Source organism: Lentisphaera araneosa HTCC2155 (assembly GCF_000170755.1).
In the GTDB taxonomy this organism is placed as follows: Bacteria; Verrucomicrobiota; Lentisphaeria; order Lentisphaerales; family Lentisphaeraceae; genus Lentisphaera; species Lentisphaera araneosa.
Window position 1 is genome coordinate 175,681 of the sequence record NZ_ABCK01000010.1, and the last position, 16,266, is coordinate 191,946.

Below are 16,266 nucleotides of genomic sequence, written 5' to 3' on the forward strand. Positions count from 1 at the left end.
CGACTTTAGCAATTCTAGCATGTATTGTACCTGATCTAACTTTTATTATGAACATTTTCTTCTTTCAAGAAGAGTTCAAATTGTTAGCTGTGTTTTGTCCACTTACGATTATAACTATTCATATCCATTATAAATTCAGACACTATGATTATGAGCACAACAAATAAAACCATGTCTAACCAACGGATCGAACTGATGACTTTGCTACGCAAAGTTCATCATCTCGATCCACAGAATTACACAGCTCATCCTGAGCGTTATCTATTAAAAATAGGAAATAAAAATGAAACTAAAAGTAATAATCTTTTTACTAACATTCACATTCAGCATTTATCCTCAATCTCTTGAAAGCGAATTTAAAAAATTTGGAGAAAAAATATTACAAGAAATCATGAAAGGTGATTTAGAACTTACTAATTATATAGCACCTCAAGAATATAGAATTAAAATTTACGCTGCATCGGAAAACTTAGATGAAAAAGAACTTAAAAAAAGTTGGTCAAACGTAGAACGTAATGAAAAAAAATATTTTAAATATTTCAATCAAAAATATGAATTGTTTCACATCAAAAATGAAGAGTTCAGTATTTCTGAAGATAAAATACAAATAAAAAAAATGAAGGGACTCAACCTAGGGGGTTATGAATCAATTTTTTATACAAAAAAAGCAAAATATGAATTCAAAGCAAGTTTAGTAAAAATTGATAACAAAATTTATTTATCATCACCTGCTGGTATGGGTGCTATAATTACTTTGGTAATTACTGGCAATTTTAAAGTTAACAAAGGCTCGAACCTATCAAGAGATACCAATAAAGCTTTAAAAGTTACTAAAGATTATATTGCCTCTATGTATAATGGAAATTATGAAGCGTTCAAAAAAGTGTTAGATAAAAAGTCATCAGAAGATTTAACATCAAAAACATCTATTTTTCATCAAAAAAGTCAAAAAGAAATTTCTGAAATGTTGAAAAAATTCATTAGTCAAGAAATTGGACCTAATGATGGTACTCACACATATAAATATGATAAAAACTTAATGACTGTATACATTTATCGAAACAATAAAAAAACTAAATTTAAAATAAAATTAATTGAAGAAAACAAGCAATTAAAAATAAAATTAAGATAACCAACGGATCGAACTGATGAATTCGCATAGCGAATTTCATCAGCCCAATCCGATTTTAATCACAGCTCATCCTCAGCGTTAGATCAGAATAAATTTTAAATATATTTTATCTTATTACGTCATCTACTTAGCGACTCACTTTATTCTTGGAATCACAGAATTAAGCTGAGTAAATGCGAAGTCAGCAATTCACCAAAAGTGAACGCAAATTGTGCATCAAATACGATTCCAAGTATATGCGGAATCAGCAAATGAAAAAAAAATAAAAGTCTAATTATCAACAATAAAAGAGAAAAGATCTAACAAATCACTGGAGTAGATACTTTCGTTTGGAGTCAAATTTTAAATAGAAAGTACTACTCAGTTCAGACGTTAGATTGTAATAAAATTAAAAATATATTTTATCTGATCACGTCATCTATAAAGCAAATCATCCTAAGCTCAGAGTCATATTTTCAAACACAATCTATAACACACAGTCTTAATCTGTATAAATGCGAAGTCAGCATTTCACCAGAAGTAAACGCAAACTATGCATCAAATATGATTCCGAGTAAATGCGGAATCAGCAATTGATCGAATCAGAATTTGAATCAAAATAAATCTAATTATCAGCAATTAAAAACATAAAATCTAACCATTAGATCCACCTGATACTTTCCTCTGGCACTCAAAATGCGGAGCATTTTTCATGCCATCAGAGTACAGGTGATCTAGGTCGTTAGTCAAATAAAAAATGAAATCGAAAAAACTCATACCATTATCAATTCTAAGTCTCATAGCTGCTATATGCACATTTGGGACGGGAAGAACAATGTTATTCCTTTGGAGTAAAGTCTTAGAAGGTGAGCCTCTTCCAGATATCACGATAGTTGGAACAAAATATGGTTTTATATTACCAATATTATTTTCTATAATTACTCTTATTTCCCATTTTAAATTTGACGATAAAAAGAAAGATTTGATTTATGAAATAATAACAAGTTTAGAGATATTATATTTATCCGTAATTGGGTTCACATATTTCATGCCTCTTACCAAAATCACATGGAGTATGTAGAAATGAACAAAAGACTAACCATGAGCTGCAGTGAAGATTTTCGCTTAGGCTCAAATCTCACTAATCTCGGTCGTTAGGTGATCAAAAATTATGTCGAATAGAACTTACCTATGCATTAAATGCAGAACATCTAAACGAGCAGAAGCTAGATACGGATTAAACTCTAATTTTAGATGCTCTAATTGCCAACAAGATCTATGGGAATTAGAATGGAGATGGAGAATTCCAAAAAAAACAGATGACAAGGCATGGGAAGAGTTAGAAGAAAAAGTTATTTCTGAATCGGAAGAATGGTTAAAACGTAGAACTGAAATTGGACAAGAGAAAATAGAAAAGATTGAACGGTTAATTATTCATTTTGAGAAACAAAAAGATTCAGAAAGAAAATACAAAAAACTAAAATCTCTAAAAACAGAAATCGAAACAATTAAAAAGAAATACACCTAACAAACGGGTCGAACTGATACTTTCGTATGTCATGAAACATGTTTACACATGTTATCACGCCATACTCGTACAGCTCACCCTCAGCGTTAGATCAGAATAAATTTAAAATATATTTTATCTTAATACGTCATCTACTTAGCGACTCTCTTTATTCTTGGAATCACAGAATTAAGCTGATTAAATGCGAACTCAGCAATTCAACAGAAGCAAGCGCAAACTACGCATCAAATACGATTCCAAGTATATGCGGAATCGCAAATAAAAAGAAATAAAAGTCTAATTATAAACAATCAAAGAGAAAAGATCTAACAAATCACTGGAGTAGATACTTTCGTTTGGAGTCAAATTTTAAATAGAAAGTACTACTCAGTTCAGACGTTAGTTTGTAATAAAATTAAAAACAAATTGTAGAAATGAGAGTCCAAATAAATCGCAGATGCACGAAGTTAGAATTATCTGAAGTAAGATGATTTTAGAACAAAATCAGATCTGAATTAATTATCTCAAATGATAGAATTTTATAAATATAGAAATCAGAAATAAAAGACAAAAACTAACAAATCACTGGAGTAGATACTTTCGTTTGGAGTCAAAATTTAAATAGAAAGTACTACTCAGTTCAGACGTTAGTTTGTAATAAAATTAAAAACAAATTGTAGAAATGAGAGTCCAAATAAATCGCAGATGCACGAAGTTAGAATTATCTGAAGTAAGATGATTTTAGAACAAAATCAGATCTGAATTAATTATCTCAAATGATAGAATTTTATAAATATAGAAATCAGAAATAAAAGACAAAAACTAACAAATCACTGGAGTAGATACTTTCGTTTGGAGTCAAAATTTAAATAGAAAGTACTACTCAGTTCAGACGTTAGTATATAATAAATTTAGATGATAGAAACGATTATCCCAGAATCGCGGATGCACGAATTTAGAATTATCTGAACCTATAATTTTAGAGCTAAATTGAATCAGAAATAATGATCCGATAATGATCAGAATTTTTAAATAAAAAACAAGAAAAAGAAAAAATACTAACAAGAAACTGGAGTTGATACTTTCGTTGTGAGTCACAATTTAGATAGAAAGTACGAACTCAGTTTAGACGTTAGTTTATAATAAAATTAAAAATAAATTGTAGAAATGAGAGTCCAAATAAATCGCAGATGCACGAAGTTAGAATTATCTGAATCAAGATGATTTTAGAACAAAATCAGATCTGAATTATTTATCTCAAATGATAGAATTTTATAAATATAGAAATAAGAAATAAAAGACAAAAACTAACAAACGGATCGATCTGATACTTTCGTTGTGAGTCACAATTTAGATAGAAAGTACAAATCATCCTGGACGTTAGATCAGAATAAAATTCATAAGAATTGATGGTAAAACACATCTTACAAAGCAAGTCACTTTATTCTTGGAATCACAGAATGAAGCTGAGTAAATGCGAACTCAGCAATTCACCAGAAGTAAACGCAAACTGTGCATCGAATACGATTCCAAGTATATGCGAAGTCAGCAAATAAAAAGAAAAATAAGTCTAATTATCAACAATTAAAAAAGAAAAGATCTAACAAGAAACTGGAGTTGATACTTTCGTTGTGAGTCACAATCTAGATAGAAAGTACGAACTCAGTTTAGACGTTAGTATATAATAAATTTAGATGATAGAAACGATTATCCCAGAATCGCGGATGCACGAATTTAGAATTATCTGAACCTATAATTTTAGAGCTAAATTGAATCAGAAATAATGATCCGATAATGATCAGAATTTTTAAATAAAAAACAAGAAAAAGAAAAAATACTAACAAGAAACTGGAGTTGATACTTTCGTTGTGAGTCACAATTTAGATAGAAAGTACGAACTCAGTTTAGACGTTAGTGAGAAATAAAAATATGAATAATAAAATAAACAACATCGAATTCAAAAAAGAACGTTGGAGATACTTTTCATTTGCATACATAAGTATAGCATTTTTTCCCATTGTTCTAGGAATGTCCTACGAATCAATACAATCAAAAAATTCATTCGGAATTGCTTTATGTAGCATACTTACAATTTCATACTTGATAATAATTGTGAAATCATGCGTTAACCTTACCAAGATTGTAAAAGCTATTAAAAACAAAAAAGAATATATTGATATAAGCCCAGTTAATATCGTAACATCAGTCACTAATAGATCACTAGAAAAACGGGAATATAAGTTCTTATTCGCGTTTGCTACACTGATTTACATATCCATAATAATTGGAATAATAATGGAAAGATAATCACTAACCAACGGATCGAGCTGATACCTACGTATGTCATGAAACATGTTAGAGGTATCAACTCTTAACGTGAAACATGTTTCACGCCAAACGGGTACAAGCTCATCCTCAACGTTCTGTAGGAATAATGAAAAATAATTTTAGAGCAAAGCGAATCTTAAAAAGCAACTCACTCTATTCTTGGAATCACAGAATTAAGCTGAGTAAATGCGAACTCAGCAATTCACCAGAAGTAAACGCAAACTGTGCATCAAATACGATTCCGAGTATATGCGGAATCAGCAAATAGAATGTAGTCTTATAGAAATGAAAAATAGAAAATACAGAACAAACGGATGCACCTGATACTTTAGCTTGGCACTCAAAATGCGAAGCATTTTTCACGCCAATCTAGTACAGGTAATCCTCAACGTTCTGTAGGAATAATGAAAAATATGTTTTGAGTAAAACGAATCTGAAAAAGCAGATCTCCAAAGTCTCAATAATTAATCAACCATTTCAAGAAACTACGGAACATAAATCAATCACATCAAAGTGAATCACCTACTCTACTGAACGCAGATTTAATCTGAGTAAATGCGGAATCAGCATTTCACCAAACTTAAACGCAAATCATTCCTCAAAAAACGATTCCGAGTATATGCGGAATCAGCAATTAAAAAAAGAATAAAAGACAATACAGAACCAACGGATCGATCTGATACTTTCGTTATGAGTCAAATTTTAGATAGAAAGTACAGATCATCCTCGACGTTATACTAAAAGGAAAAAATGAAAAAATGAAAAAAATATTATTATCCACAATCACTTTTTTGATCCTTCAACTGAGTAGTTATGCCACTACTAATTCAAAATATGATTTAATGAAAACCCCCACATATTTATTAGATAAACGTTTTGATTATAAAAAAGCGACTGTTAATGGAATTAAAATTGGAGATGAAATTTCAAAAATTAATTCTGACAACATAAAAGAGGATATATCTGACTATATTCACATGAAAGATGGAAGTCGCTATAAAATCAAAGATCAAACTGTAGTTGCTATAGGACTCCCACCTAATGTAGTGAAAAATTTAGGCATTAATTCTGAACAGAAATTATTTAAAATTTTTGGACCTCATACTGATAAAAGAAGTAACGCTGTAATGATAAGGTATTATTTTGAAAAACAACATTTAAACTTTTTTTGGAACCATCGTAAGTCAAGAAATGAACACTTATTCATTGGTAATAAATTTTAAAAGTATAACCAGAAACTGGAGTTGATACTTTCGTTATGAGTCAAATTTTAGATAGAAAGTACAACTCAGTTTAGTCGTTAGATCAGAATAAAATTCATAAGAATTGATGGAAATTCGCATCATAAGAAGCGACTCACTTTATTCTTAGAATCACAGAATTAAGCTGAGTAAATGCGAACTCAGCAATTCACCAGAAGTAAACGCAAACTGTGCATCGAATACGATTCCAAGTATATGCGGAATCAGCAAATAAAAAGAAATAAAAATCTAATTATCAACAGTAAAAAAGAAAAGATCTAACAAGAAACTGGAGTTGATACTTTCGTTGTGAATCAAATTTTAGATAGAAAGTACGAACTCAGTTTAGACGTTAGATCAAAATAAATTTAAAATAAATTTTGTCTCAATACGTCATCTAGTGAGTAACTCACTTTATTCTTGGAATCACAGAATTAAGCTGAGTAAATGCGATGTCAGCAATTCACCAAAAGTAAACGCAAACTGTGCATCGAACACGATTCCAAGTATATGCGGAATCAGCAAATAAAAAGAAATAAAAGTCTAATTATCAACAGTAAAAAAGAAAAGATCTAACAAACGGATCGATCTGATACTTTCGTTATGAGTCAAATTTTAGATAGAAAGTACAGATCATCCTGGACGTTATGTGACAACAAATAAACAATGTATACACTCATAAAACACGAAAATAGAACTAGAGGTTGGATTCCAATTATAGTTGCAACCATATTTTTGGGCCCATTAACACACGATGGAGAACTGATAGAAAAAAACAGTGAAATTCAAAAAATTTCAGACTATTTTATAATAGAAAATTTCATACTTCTATTTTGTCTGTTTGGTATATTAAATGGAATTAAAATTTTTATAAAACCTTATCATTTTATGTCGTGTAATTATAAGGGAATAAATATTGGTAAGAATAAACAATTTTTCACTTGGGAACAAATAGCTGACATATCCAAAGGCCAAATACAAACAGGAGGTAAGATTAACGACCCTAAATACAGTCCTGCAATAGTTATAAAGTTAACTAATGACCTTTTTGAACATGGCATGTTCATGCATGAACATGCAAAATATATAAGTGAAAATACATTTACGTTTAAAGATGATAATCCAGAAGAAACAATAGATAACATCCTTAAATTTTGGACCAATGATCATAAATCTAGTATACAAAATGAAATGGATCCTGAAATTAAACAATTAGTAGAATCAGGAGACACTTTAAATGCTCTTAAATTATGCAAAGAAAAATTGAACTTATCTCTCAAAGAATCACACGACTATATTAAGAAAAGCACATAACAAGAAACTGGAGTTGATACTTTCGTTGTGAATCAAATTTTAGATAGAAAGTACGAACTCAGTTTAGACGTTAGATCAGAATAAAATTTATAATAATTGATGGAAATTCGCATCTTAAAAAGCAACTCACTTTATTCTTGGAATCACAGAATTAAGCTGAGTAAATGCGAACTCAGCAATTCACCAAAAGTAAACGCAAACTGTGCATCGAATACGATTCCAAGTAGATGCGGAATCAGCAAATAAAAAGAAATAAAAGTCTAATTATCAACAGTAAAAAAGAAAAGATCTAACAAACGGATCGATCTGATACTTTCGTTATGAGTCAAATTTTAGATAGAAAGTACAGATCATCCTCGACGTTAGTATAGAATAAATTTTAATGGTAGAAACGATTATCCAATAAATCGCGGATGCATGAATTTAGAATTATCTGAACCAAGAATTTGTTAGAACAAATTGAATCTGAAGTTTTAAATAAAAAACAAGAAATAGAAAAAAAATACTAACCAGAAACTGGAGTTGATACTTTCGTTGTGAATCAAATTTTAGATAGAAAGTACGAACTCAGTTTAGACGTTAGGTTGAACATAAAAAATGAAAAATAAATCCATATTCTTCTTGGTAGCAGCTACCTTTTTATTCTCTGGAATTATCATATTATCATCTCATGAAAACAAAAATGTAGAATATGTAATTACAGATTCAAATGGACAAATAATTGAAGCACCCGAAAATGAGAATTCTCGAAGATTGAAGCGACTTGGGTACTTTCAATTCACAGCTAGTTTTATCTTTCTAATCTATGGAATTAAACTAAAAAAGAACAAAACCTAACAAGAAACTGGAGTTGATACTTTCGTTGTGAGTCACAATTTAGATAGAAAGTACGAACTCAGTTTAGACGTTCTGTAAAAAATAAAAAAGAAGAGAAACAATGGAAAACATAATCAACTATTCACTGTTTATATACCTACTAACACTCCTGATTTTAATCACTCCTCTAGAGTGGTCACAAAACAGCAACGTAAAGCATATTAAAACACTATTTGGTATACTTACATATTTTGGAGTTATGGCTACAGGTTATACAATTGGTATATTACCTGCATTAGGGACATGGGTTATTTTTACCGCATATAGTATGGGTATGTTTTATTATGTCGGTCATTTAAGAGTAAATGTATATAAAATACCTCTAGATGAAAAAAACTCTTTTTTATCAGTCTTTATTATGCAGTTTATATGTTGGCCTTTTAGCCAAGGTAATATTCACAATGTATATAAATTTTCAGTTTTAAGAAAAACAGGTGCTATTAGTCCTCATAAAACTGAAAAGAAATTAAAAATTAAATCTGTTGATCAATTACTACAAACAGAATTTAATGATTGTGGTTATTGTTATGGTGTTAGTTATAGAACTGACTTAAAATTCAGAAATTCTGATGCAGTTCAAATGTTAGCTCATGACATAGGGCACATGGACTCTCACATTCCTCCCAACGGTATCAAGACATATCTTGACCACATGAATATTGACATTGTTGCACAAGGGTTAAAAACCCTTAAAACGCTTAACTCACCTAATCATACCATTTTGAAAAATGCAATGAATAAGGTGGAAGTGGATGAAGAAGGATATATAGAAACAGAAAACTATAACGATTTAGAGGATTGGGATCAATGGGATTACGATGATGAAAATCGTTTCAAAGAATTTTTAGAAGAAAATAGAGATAAATTTAAATAAATAATACAGAACCAAGGATCGCAGTGAATACTCTCGTTCCTCGAGTATCACTAAATCCAGACGTTAGGCTGTAATAATAATGAAAAAAGATAAAGATCATTTTGGATTAGGAACATTATTTGGCATAATTCTTTTTGGAATAAAAATCATATCAAATGATTCGTTGCTCATTCAAATTACTGAAAAGAATTATTATCAACCCTCAAAAGTTGCATGTGTTCTATTTTTAATAATTGTTGCCATATACTTATTTTTGAAAATTTTTAAAGAATATAAACACTTTACGAAATTCATAAAAACTTATATAACTTTAGATATAGCCATATTAATAATTATCTTTTATATAGATATATTTTTCGATAAATACTTTTCTTATAAATCTAGATCATACTCAAGGTACAATTTTTCTGGACTGTACCCTTTAATAATCTTTATCTGTACATTCTATAGTTTAATCACATCTATCAAATCACTAAAAAATAAGACAATAGCCTAACAAGAAACTGGAGTTGATACTTTCGTTATGAATCAAATTTTAGATAGAAAGTACGAACTCAGTTTAGACGTTATGGTAATAAATAAAGACAGAAAATAGTGCGAACCCCACTTACAAAAAAAACTCAGATAGTTATAGCTATTTTTATTCTTTTGTTATTTGGCCTAAGTTTAAAATTTAAATATTCTGAATCTAACATAAAAGATTTTAAAAAGACTTGGGCAAACACTTACTTAAAAAAGTTTTTCAACATAAATCAGGTTAACTCAAGAAAACAATTTCAATTAACTGATTCTATGATGGGACGCACATATTGTGCGTTAAAAGGATCAGCAACAGTTAAAAGTGAAAAATCATTAGAGAGCTTCATAAAGAAATTAAGCTCACAGAAAGTTAACAAAATTGAAGTTCTCAATGACAAGCAATTAATTTTACACTTTGTACAAAGAGAAGTTCATTTCTTTTACCCCAATGCGAAATCATTAAGAAATCAAATTATGAATCGCGCTCAAGGTTATGTTTATTACTTTTATGTAAACGAAGGTGCTCCTATTCTCATTTTCAAAAGCGATGAAACTACATTTAAAATCAAATCCTATTTCCCATGGAACAACACAGTACTCGAAAAAGGAAAACCATAACCAAGGATCGGAGTTGAGATTCTCGTACCTCGAATCCAACTCAATCCAGACGTTAGATCAGAATAAATTTAAAATATATTTTATCTTAATACGTCATCTACTTAGCGACTCTCTTTATTCTTGGAATCACAGAATTAAGCTGATTAAATGCGAACTCAGCAATTCAACAGAAGCAAGCGCAAACTACGCATCAAATACGATTCCAAGTATATGCGGAATCGCAAATAAAAAGAAATAAAAGTCTAATTATAAACAATCAAAGAGAAAAGATCTAACAAATCACTGGAGTAGATACTTTCGTTTGGAGTCAAATTTTAAATAGAAAGTACTACTCAGTTCAGACGTTGTACTAAAAAACAATTAAAAAAACATACTAAGAATTGTAAGCTAAGCTCACATGTATTATTTACCTAAATAAGGTAGGTAAAAGGTATGAAACAAAGGACAGAGCATAGTGTAGGAGAGGTTTTTCGACGATTTGGTCAAGCTTACGAAGCCACACACGGATTGCAAAAAGAGCAACGAAAAACATTACAAGATATAGCTATGTGCCGAACTGCCTACCTTGGAGGACATAAGGAAATATGCTGTAAATGCGGAAATGAACGGCCAGTCTATAATTCATGCGGAAACACCAACTGTCCAATGTGTCAGGGTATACGCCGAAGAAGATGGTTAAAAGACCGATTAGATGAATTATTACCCGTATCTTATTTCCATAGTATTTTCACCCTGCCTCATGATCTGAACCCGATAGCAAGATTTAACCAAAGAGAGATTTATAACTTACTCTTCAGAACTGCCGCAGACACACTGCTTTATCTGAGTCAAAAATATCATGATGCGACTCCCGCAATTATCGCCACACTTCATACTTGGGGTCAAGATTTATGTCTCCACCCTCATGTACATATTCTGGTCACAAGTGGGGGAATGAAAAAAGATGGGACATGGAAAGCTGGAAGAAACGACTACTTATTTGACGTTTTTGAAGCCTCAGAAGAATTCAAAAAAAGGTTTCTCCGAAAACTCAAAAATCTCAACAAACATAAGAAGTTAGTGAATGCGCAAGGCTTCCCTGAAATATATAAAATCATCGAAGAGAAACCCTGGGTCGTGAATATTCAAAAACCCTTTTCAGGTGCTGAAGTTGTTGTCGAATACTTGAGTCGTTATGTTTATCGAAGTGCCATCGCTAATGGTAGAATTACAGCAGTTGAAAATTCATTCATAAGTTTTGATATCAAAGATTATAAAGATTTGGACGAGAAAGGAATTCCTCGACATAAAGATATCAGAATGAAACCTCAGGAATTCATCAGAAGATTTATGCAGCATGTACTACCCAAAGGATTTCGAAGATCAAGGTTTTATGGCCTTTTTGCAGGAGCTCAACGAACCACAAGTAAGGAATACTGTAAGATACTCTTTGCTGAACTACTCAAAGAATTCACCGGTAGCGAACGATTCAAAGAAGATGCTTGGCAACCCAAAGTCTGTGATTGCTGTGGCTACAGTGATTTTAAACGCGGCCAGGATATCCAGAATGAGAGACCTCCTCCAATACTCTTTCACTATCAGGGGAGAAGGTTACATGCATAAGAAACGAATCAGAGAGTCAACAATCCCTGACAAGAAGTACTTGATGCCGAAGTCGATAAAAAGAGCTCTTTATAAGGTAATGAAGCCTCTAATAGATGAAAATTTAGAGCCACATAGTTTCGAAGCCCGCCTAGACAGTAAAAAGCACCTGATCACAGCATCAACTACACCCATATTAACTTGTTCAACAAAACAAAAACAGTTAGTTTAGCACCATAGGGAAAGGAAATATGGGATCATCAATAATTGAAATAAAGTACAACAAATCGTTGGAACTGAGGTTCTCGCTTAGGCTCGAACACAGCTCAACTCGAACGTTCGATTGAATAAATAATCATGTCAAATTTTAAACTTAGAGACGCATTAATCGTAATCGCCATACTTGGCATTATTACAAGTGTAGTTTTATCCAAGCTAAGTGTTGCTAGAGATAAAGGAATGCAAAAAAGTTGCATAAGCAACTTAAAGCAGATTTCTACATCGATGTTAGCATATTATTCACTTCAAGATACGTATGTATATATGCCCAAAACTTTAGGTAATATTAACTCTGCAGCTGATCCACAAAATGCATACAATATGTGGGACTTAGAATACAATAACTTTAATTGTTATGCAAAACACGACATACCAGTTAATAAGGAAAGAGAAAATGAAAATAGTTATTCATTTTGTGAACCACAAAATAACGGAATTACACCTGGTATTAAATATTCTGAAATTGAGTCACATGAAAGACCAGTTGCAGGTGATAAAACAGTTCATACAAATGGAAGAAAAGCAACTATTTTTTATGCAGATGGACATGTAGAAACACAACATTTAAATGCATTACAAATTAAATACGAACCTAAAAATAAATAAAAAATCGAACAAGAAACTGGAGTTGATACTTTCGTTATGAGTCAAATTTTAGATAGAAAGTACAACTCAGTTTAGACGTTATACATTAATAAAATGAACTCACATATATACCAACATAAAATATCCACTTACGATATTGGTCGTAAAGATCTAAAGAAAACTATTACAATATTGGTTCTCATATTAGGCCTTTTTAATTTCTCATTTTGGGAAACTAAAAATACTCACCCAGGATTTTTCTACCCATTTAATTTAGTATCAATGGTTTTTGCTATTTATAATATTTATAAAAATGTGATCCCTAAGATGAAAGGTGATGCAGAGTTTTCATTCACCATTTATCCTGATAAAATATCATGTGTAAGTCCATCTAGATCTACTAAAGAGTCATTTATAATTCCATTATTGGACATCAAATATATTCTTGACATATACATCCCTCCCACAGGCGGCCAAATTAACGATAATAATTTCTATTATATAGTAACCGATAATAAAAAGTTTGAAATAACCCAAAAATATGACAACCCTGCTTATGAAATATGTAAGAAAATAAACAATATCAACCCCAATATTGAGATAAAAAAACAAGTATAACAAACGGATCGATCTGATACTTTCGTTGTGAGTCACAATTTAGATAGAAAGTACAAATCATCCTGGACGTTAGAGTATTAATAATTAAATGAAAAAAATTGGAATCACAATCAGTATTATTGGCATATTATTGCACATGAATACATGCTTTATCCAAAGTGATACGACATTCGGTTTTAATATTTTGTTACTAGTATTTTCTAGTATTCCATATGTTTCATCACTGATTATTTTAAAAAATAAAAAATCTGAATTAATCGGATCATTAGCACCAGCACTCCCAATTATAACTGACTCAGTTGCTTATTATTCTGTGTTTATTGCTCCAAGTTCCTCTACAGCTCCATTAGCATTAATATTTATTCCTTTATGGAATCTAATTATTTTTATGCCATTAGGAATTATAACAGGACTAATTATTCAAAATCTAAAAAGAAATAAACTCTAACGAATAAGATTAGATTTCGCTGATATTAAAGGGAACCCAAAGTAGCCGGAATCTTAATCAATGGTTGGACGAGCCCCATGCTCGGACCCCGCCCTATGTATTTAGCTTTTTAGCCTGAGGGAGATGAAGGGGTCAATTTTGCCCCAAAAAAGGCAATGGATACGCCTGTTTGACTAGATGGACTCACTACTTTTGTGAAGGTCGAGTCTTTTCCTAGGATTAATCGCAATCGAAAGATTTTTTGAAGGGCATTTATACTGAAATTCCTCAAATTTGGGCATAGGGGATCTATGACCCAAAGTTTTGTACTGAAAAAATTAATGAATAAACTTAGGAGATTGAAACTATAGGCGGCGAGCGTGCCCCTACTGACACTAAAGATTCTTGCTTGAGACGTCCTTCACTAATGACTCGGCCAATGGGCAGCATAATGCCCTGACAAAGACTGCAGCGTAGCGCAGGTAATTTTGGCGGAGGATCATTGGGAATTTTGACTTCCAGTAAGTTCTGCATAAGAAAGAGTTTTTTCTTGGCTGCAGGAGCGAGAAAACCGTATTCCCGCACGCGATGGAAGCCCCTTGGCAAGACGTGCTGAGCGAGGCGCTGTAAAAACTCCACGGGTCCAAAATCTTTGGAGTCCATCCGCTTGGTCTGCGAATCCTTATACCGCAGTCGAACTTTATCCTCTTTTTCGGACAAGGATTGCTCTGAAACTACACCTCGCATGAGGTAGCGACTAAGGTATTCGAGGGCATGAAGCCCTTGGCCTACACTTCGGCAATCCACATTCCACTTTTTTGCATAAAGCGAGGATTGGAAGCCAATTTTGTGCTCAGTTAAGGCTGCGAGAAATTTACCACGATACAATGCGCCTAAAGCTTTATTGTTGACGAGATAATTTTTCTTGATCACTCGTAAGAGCTTTTCCTGACTATTGAGTACGAGCCCGGGAACGATGTAGTGAATATGAGGATGATAGCACAAGTCTCGCCCATGGGTATGCAGAACGCCAATCATGCCACATTCACCACCAAGACGATCTTTACACATCTCTTTGAGAGCTTGACTTGAGGCCATGAACAAGGCATCAAACATCTCTTTTCGTCGCCATCTTGGAATGGCACGCAAAGAGCTCGGCAGAGTAAAGGTCACCATGAAGTAAGGACATGGCAAGAGACGCTGTTTTTGTCGATGAAGCCACTGGCTCGCCCGATGGTTTTGGCAACGGCTACAGAAGCGGTTTCCGCAAGATCGGCAGTGATAATGAACATGTCCACAACTCGTGCAGGCATAGTAAGATCCACCTGCACTCTGCTGACGGCAATTCATCATAGCCTTAAAAGCGCGTCTCTGATCCTGATCAAGTGTCGAACTCAGCTCGTCCCAATATCTTTCGCTGAGCTCGACTAAATCCATCATCGCAGAGCTCCTAGGCGCTGCATCAATTTGTTGATCATGCCATCGGAGTCCTGTATCACGGGTTTTGATAAATGAGAGTAAATCGCCGTGGTTGCCGGAGAACTATGACCGAGGATTTCTTGAATTACTCGCAAGTTCACTCCCGCTTCCACCAAATGTGTTGCATAGGAATGACGCAGGGAATGCACCGACACCTGTTTGGCGAGGCCACTATCAGCCAAAGCCGCTTTAAAGGCCGACTGCACCCCGCCCTTATCCATGTGCAAAGTCGTTTTGGAATTGCTACGACTTTTCCCGGCATAACGCGGAAATAGCAGTAGCGGATTGCGGTGCATCACCCAGTAATCCCTTAGCATCTGGTAAGTCACTTGGGGCAAGGGAACGAGACGGTCTTTGTAGCCCTTGGAATTGCGCACATGTAAACGCATGCGATCCTTGCAAATGTCGCCCGTTTGAATTCTCACACCCTCGCTGATGCGTAGACCCATGGAATAAATTGCTGTGAGACAAGTTCGATAGCGAGCTTTTTCCAAATGAGACAAAATCAGTAAAGTTTCATCTTGGCTGAGGATATCGGGTAAGGATTTTACTCGGGGGATACGAACAATTTCGAGCCATTTCCACTCGCGCTTGAGCACGTATTGATAAAAAAAACTTAGGGCACAGCGATCCATCTTCACCGTGCTCCAGGAATAAGTATCCACCAATTCAGAAAAGTAGAGCTTGAGCTCCTCTTCTTTAAGTTGATCAAGAGGCGAAGCAATCAAATCATTGACGCGACGCAAAGCTCGCAAGTAGTTGTCCACTGTACTCTTTGCCTTAGCTTGGAGCTTAAGCTCCAATTGCATCGCTCTATAATATTTTTGGAATGAATCATTCATCATTTTTCTCCGTTTAATTAAGCCAGAACACAAAACTGTGTCCTTGATAAGCTACAGAGAAAAACTA

Annotated in this window: 13 protein-coding genes; 11 read left to right on the top strand and 2 right to left on the bottom strand. The window is 33.0% G+C overall.

Translation table 11 applies throughout. From position 1 onward, the window contains the following. Positions 1–283: 283 nt before the first annotated feature. The 11 genes from LNTAR_RS11975 (at position 284) to LNTAR_RS27210 (ending at position 13,899) form a co-directional block, all read left to right on the top strand. Positions 284–1,132, top strand: a complete 849-nt coding sequence (locus tag LNTAR_RS11975; RefSeq protein WP_007278974.1) for a hypothetical protein — start codon at positions 284–286, stop codon at positions 1,130–1,132. A gap of 1,150 nt (positions 1,133–2,282) precedes the next feature. Continuing rightward, positions 2,283–2,639 carry a hypothetical protein gene (locus LNTAR_RS11985; protein WP_007278977.1) on the top strand — a complete coding sequence of 119 codons (357 nt, stop codon included), beginning with the start codon at positions 2,283–2,285 and terminating at the stop codon, positions 2,637–2,639. A gap of 3,065 nt (positions 2,640–5,704) precedes the next feature. Further along, positions 5,705–6,169 (top strand): hypothetical protein, encoded by a 465-nt coding sequence (locus LNTAR_RS11995; RefSeq protein WP_007278979.1) that lies wholly within the window; start codon positions 5,705–5,707, stop codon positions 6,167–6,169. 684 nt (positions 6,170–6,853) lie between these two features. After that, positions 6,854–7,501, top strand: a complete 648-nt coding sequence (locus LNTAR_RS12000) for a hypothetical protein (protein WP_007278980.1) — start codon at positions 6,854–6,856, stop codon at positions 7,499–7,501. Positions 7,502–8,438: 937 nt separating this feature from the next. After that, positions 8,439–9,251: a hypothetical protein gene (locus LNTAR_RS12010; RefSeq protein ID WP_007278982.1), complete on the top strand. Its 813-nt coding sequence runs from the start codon at positions 8,439–8,441 to the stop codon at positions 9,249–9,251. 792 nt (positions 9,252–10,043) lie between these two features. Further along, positions 10,044–10,388 carry a hypothetical protein gene (locus LNTAR_RS27205; protein WP_157473524.1) on the top strand — a complete coding sequence of 115 codons (345 nt, stop codon included), beginning with the start codon at positions 10,044–10,046 and terminating at the stop codon, positions 10,386–10,388. Positions 10,389–10,820: 432 nt separating this feature from the next. Continuing rightward, positions 10,821–11,990 (top strand): IS91 family transposase, encoded by a 1,170-nt coding sequence (locus LNTAR_RS12025; protein WP_052607318.1) that lies wholly within the window; start codon positions 10,821–10,823, stop codon positions 11,988–11,990. After that, positions 11,983–12,201, top strand: a complete 219-nt coding sequence (locus LNTAR_RS12030; RefSeq protein WP_007278963.1) for a hypothetical protein — start codon at positions 11,983–11,985, stop codon at positions 12,199–12,201. Before LNTAR_RS12025 ends, LNTAR_RS12030 begins: the two co-directional genes overlap by 8 nt. Before the next feature lie 125 nt (positions 12,202–12,326). After that, entirely contained in the window at positions 12,327–12,854 is a 528-nt protein-coding gene (locus tag LNTAR_RS12035; RefSeq protein WP_007278985.1) for a type II secretion system protein, read from the top strand. A gap of 93 nt (positions 12,855–12,947) precedes the next feature. After that, on the top strand, positions 12,948–13,451 hold the full coding sequence (locus LNTAR_RS12040) for a hypothetical protein (protein ID WP_007278986.1): 504 nt from the start codon (positions 12,948–12,950) through the stop codon (positions 13,449–13,451). Between the two features lie 88 nt (positions 13,452–13,539). Beyond that, the gene (locus LNTAR_RS27210) at positions 13,540–13,899 is read left to right on the top strand and encodes a hypothetical protein (protein WP_007278987.1); all 360 of its coding nucleotides are present in this window, start codon (positions 13,540–13,542) and stop codon (positions 13,897–13,899) included. 330 nt (positions 13,900–14,229) lie between these two features. On the opposite strand, the gene LNTAR_RS12045 is transcribed toward LNTAR_RS27210, so the two are convergent. Together LNTAR_RS12045 and LNTAR_RS12050 are read right to left on the bottom strand one after the other, a co-directional pair. Continuing rightward, positions 14,230–15,318 carry an IS91 family transposase gene (locus LNTAR_RS12045; protein ID WP_007278988.1) on the bottom strand — a complete coding sequence of 363 codons (1,089 nt, stop codon included), beginning with the start codon at positions 15,316–15,318 and terminating at the stop codon, positions 14,230–14,232. After that, positions 15,315–16,202, bottom strand: coding sequence for a tyrosine-type recombinase/integrase (locus LNTAR_RS12050; RefSeq protein WP_040914789.1), 888 nt, complete (start codon positions 16,200–16,202; stop codon positions 15,315–15,317). The genes LNTAR_RS12045 and LNTAR_RS12050 overlap by 4 nt, the downstream gene beginning before the upstream one ends. Between the last annotated feature and the right edge of the window lie 64 nt (positions 16,203–16,266).

Bases quoted from the DNA above. Each gene is read 5' to 3' on its own strand.
- LNTAR_RS11975 (WP_007278974.1), top strand. From the start codon at position 284: ATGAAACTAAAAGTAATAATCTTTTTACTAACATTCACATTCAGCATT.
- LNTAR_RS11985 (WP_007278977.1), top strand. From the start codon at position 2,283: ATGTCGAATAGAACTTACCTATGCATTAAATGCAGAACATCTAAACGA.
- LNTAR_RS11995 (WP_007278979.1), top strand. From the start codon at position 5,705: ATGAAAAAAATATTATTATCCACAATCACTTTTTTGATCCTTCAACTG.
- LNTAR_RS12000 (WP_007278980.1), top strand. From the start codon at position 6,854: ATGTATACACTCATAAAACACGAAAATAGAACTAGAGGTTGGATTCCA.
- LNTAR_RS12010 (WP_007278982.1), top strand. From the start codon at position 8,439: ATGGAAAACATAATCAACTATTCACTGTTTATATACCTACTAACACTC.
- LNTAR_RS27205 (WP_157473524.1), top strand. From the start codon at position 10,044: ATGATGGGACGCACATATTGTGCGTTAAAAGGATCAGCAACAGTTAAA.
- LNTAR_RS12025 (WP_052607318.1), top strand. From the start codon at position 10,821: ATGAAACAAAGGACAGAGCATAGTGTAGGAGAGGTTTTTCGACGATTT.
- LNTAR_RS12030 (WP_007278963.1), top strand. From the start codon at position 11,983: ATGCATAAGAAACGAATCAGAGAGTCAACAATCCCTGACAAGAAGTAC.
- LNTAR_RS12035 (WP_007278985.1), top strand. From the start codon at position 12,327: ATGTCAAATTTTAAACTTAGAGACGCATTAATCGTAATCGCCATACTT.
- LNTAR_RS12040 (WP_007278986.1), top strand. From the start codon at position 12,948: ATGAACTCACATATATACCAACATAAAATATCCACTTACGATATTGGT.
- LNTAR_RS27210 (WP_007278987.1), top strand. From the start codon at position 13,540: ATGAAAAAAATTGGAATCACAATCAGTATTATTGGCATATTATTGCAC.
- LNTAR_RS12045 (WP_007278988.1), bottom strand. From the start codon at position 15,318: ATGATGGATTTAGTCGAGCTCAGCGAAAGATATTGGGACGAGCTGAGT.
- LNTAR_RS12050 (WP_040914789.1), bottom strand. From the start codon at position 16,202: ATGATGAATGATTCATTCCAAAAATATTATAGAGCGATGCAATTGGAG.